The organism is Coleofasciculus sp. G3-WIS-01, from assembly GCF_040223135.1.
Classification (GTDB): Bacteria; Cyanobacteriota; Cyanobacteriia; order Cyanobacteriales; family Coleofasciculaceae; genus Coleofasciculus.
In genome coordinates, this window is sequence record NZ_JAVJZI010000203.1 from 1 (window position 1) to 3,324 (window position 3,324).

At 46.1% G+C, this 3,324-nt stretch carries 2 protein-coding genes; both read right to left on the reverse strand.

The window, feature by feature from the left end:
• A partial coding sequence (locus tag RIM23_RS21030) for a two-partner secretion domain-containing protein (RefSeq protein ID WP_446369039.1) occupies positions 1-378 on the reverse strand: 378 nt, incomplete at its 3' end.
• Positions 379-498: 120 nt separating this feature from the next.
• A partial coding sequence (locus tag RIM23_RS21035) for a beta strand repeat-containing protein (protein ID WP_446369040.1) occupies positions 499-3,324 on the reverse strand: 2,826 nt, incomplete at its 5' end.

Genomic DNA, 3,324 nt, shown 5'->3' on the forward strand with positions numbered 1-3,324 from the left:
TATAATCCCATTGGGATTGAGTAAATATAACGACGCACCTCCATTTACTCCCAATGTTCCCAGAATATCCGATATATCAGAACCCGTCACACGAGAGAAAATCGTGTCAATTCCAAGGGGATTGGCAAAATAGACGCGCCCGCCTTCTGTGATATTAAATTCCCCAAAACTGTGGAACAGATTTGTGTCGCGAATCGCCCCTCCTTCAATCAAATCAGCCGGAAGCCCTTTTATCTCCACATTTGGTGTCACGATAGAATTTTCAGCACCTAAGGTAGTATCGGGAGTTATTTGGGCGAGGACAGGATTCTCTAAAACAGCAATTGTCCCTCCCATCGCTAACAATCCGGCTAGTTTCACTGTCAATTTTATAGTCATTTGGTAGATAGTCCTTCCCCAAAAAGTTAATCATGCCGCCATTAACTTGAATTAATCTACCCCCCTGGGATAGAGACAAATTATTCTGATTTTTGTTAATTTTAAGGATCATCGCCACACTTAATCACAGAAACTGGGATTAACCCAGAACGCTTTAGGCGTAGAATTGGCGATAGATGCGGTTAAAGTAACATTTCCCTCAGCATCAATTTCCCAGCCATTGGCTTCCACAATTCGTACATTTGACCTTGGTATTGTTGTCGTCACCTCAACCGATTCATCAGCCTCTGATTCTAAGGGAATCCAATCGGCTAATACCGCTTCCCCCCGCAATAACTCATTCGGTTTGGGCGGTAAACCCCCGCGTCCCGTCACCACAAACTGACTGCGGTTTTCCACCACATCAGCCTGACACACTTGATTCACTAATCCTCGCACATCCACAGGCTGAGTTGGGAATTGGATTAATCCGCGACTGGGGTCACTATCGGGCGTATTTAACACCACATTCCCCTCTAACCCAAATTGAGAACTGGCAGTAATATCACTTTCTTGCGTTCGTTCTGGACGAAATTCTAGCCCAAAAATACTTTGAGCAGTGATATTAATATTGCCCCCATTTCCGCCAAAGGCATCTGCCACAATATCACTATTTTCAGCTTCAATCGCCACGACAAATTCCGTATCTATATCAATATTACCTCCATTCCCTTGACCCCCAAACGCTTCTGCCGAAATCAGACTATTGCGGCGCATTTGGATTAAATCTTCTACCTGAAGATTGATATTACCCCCCTCACCCGAAACTGTTTTGGCAATGAGAGAACCGTGATGATCAAGCTGGATGGAATTAGCCTCAATCCGCATTGTACCAGCATTTCCAGTGGCTTGATCACTAAACTCAACCTCTAGCCCAAACCCAAAACTAAAGGAATTAGCTGTAAGCTGCGTATCATCCGCTATCGTTCCCGTAGCTACAGTTATCCTTGCTCCATCCTCAACCCTCAATTTCTCAGTTTTGACCTCTAAATCTCCTGCATTTCCTGTACCAAATCCTTGAGCATATAAACCACTAGGAAACCCATCGATTGAACGATCACTCAAATTTATTGATTCAGTCGCATTAACTTGTAAATTTCCCCCTTGCCCTGCACCAAAGGTGGAGGCGGAGATAAAGGCACCATCTTCTATCCTTAACTGTCGGGTATTCACCAATAAGTTACCCGCGTCTCCCGCATCAGGCGATAGGGAAAAGGTATCGACAGAAATGGCGCTGGGAATCTCACCGACGGCGGCTTTACCAATAATATCTATTGATTCCGAAGCGTTCACGGTTAAATCGCCACCATCTCCTTGGCTAAAGGTGTTTGTACCAATCGCACCGCCATCGCGAATCATCAACCGTTTTGTATTCACAAAGATATTTCCCGCATCACCGGTGCCTCTGGCGATATTGCCAATGGCACTAGGAAAGTTGCCCTCTGGTGTTGTGCCAATAATATCGATCGATTCCGCCGCATTTACTGTCACAACTCCCCCATCACCCGTCGCCAAAATTGTTGAGGCTGAGACTAATCCGCCATTGCGAATAATCAGTTTGTCTGTATTTATGGTTAAATTACCAGCATCTCCCAATCCGTTGGTTTGCGAGAATAAGCCACCCGCATTATCGGGGGATGAACTGCCAATCACTTCCACTAAATCAGCATTTATGGTTAAATTTCCACTATCACCCTGACCGATGGTATTAGTGGTGACTCGTCCTAAATCTTGACTGAATAATCGTCCCGTTTCAATGTCGATATTTCCAGCATTTCCTGTGCCGATAGCTGTTAGTGCATACAAACCACTCCCGGAAATTTGTCCCAGGATGGGGTTTTCGGTAGCCGTTAACGCGGCGGCTAAAGCGGGTGCTGATACAATGTTCTCCGGGAGACGATCAAGTCCTGCCAATAACGCTCTAAACAAGTCTTGGTTAACTGGATTATTTGATAGTCCCTGAAATTCTACCGAATCGGCGGTTGTCACTTGCAAGTCTCCCCCATTCGCCGCACCCAATGTGGCGGTAACAATGCGAGCGCTATTATTTAAAGATAGGGATTTGGCATCGACAATAATGTCACCGCCGCTAGTACCAGGTTCTGGGCTGATACTGATACTGCTAATCAGGTGATCATTGACCAATATCGTGCCATTGCTTCTCAGGTTGATCGTACCAGCTAACCCGCCCACCGACAGGATTTGAGACGTGGTCAGGTTATCCTTCGCCTCTAGGAAGATATCGCCGCTGCGAGTTAAGCCAGAGGGATTGAGTAACCCATTCAGCGCGATCGCACCTTGACTACTTAGGTTAATTGTTCCTCCTAATGCCCCTAGAGAAAAGACATCTGAAGTGATAATATCTCCTTCCCCCATCAGGCTAATATCGCCACCAGTCCCCATTAGAGAACTCGCGTTCACTGTGCCATTAAGTGTAATACCCTCTCTGGAGTCAATCGTGATTGCACCGATAGTCGCCGCCGGATTAACTGGATTCGGACTTATCGCGACTCCCGAAACACCATTAATCGTAATTTCTCCACCTGTTAAGGATAAATTTGGTTGGTATTGATTGCTGACAAAGACAACGCCATCCGGTGCATCAACAAAAATACCGCCAATCGTAATATCGGCACTTGTGGGAATTCCCAAGGGATTGGGTAAAGGCGGAACAATAATTCCCGTCCCTGGGATACCCTGAATATCTGGGATATCAAACGCTGTTGTCCCCGCCCGGATATCTAACGTTGGTTTGGCTTTTCCATTAATTAATACAGTCGTGCCATCGGACAAAGTAATGTTCTCAACAATACCATTAACTGGGTCAGGGGATAAAATCACAACTCCCCCTGGAATCGTCACACTCCCTCCCGCCAGAATATGTAGTGACGCGCCTTGATACCCGCC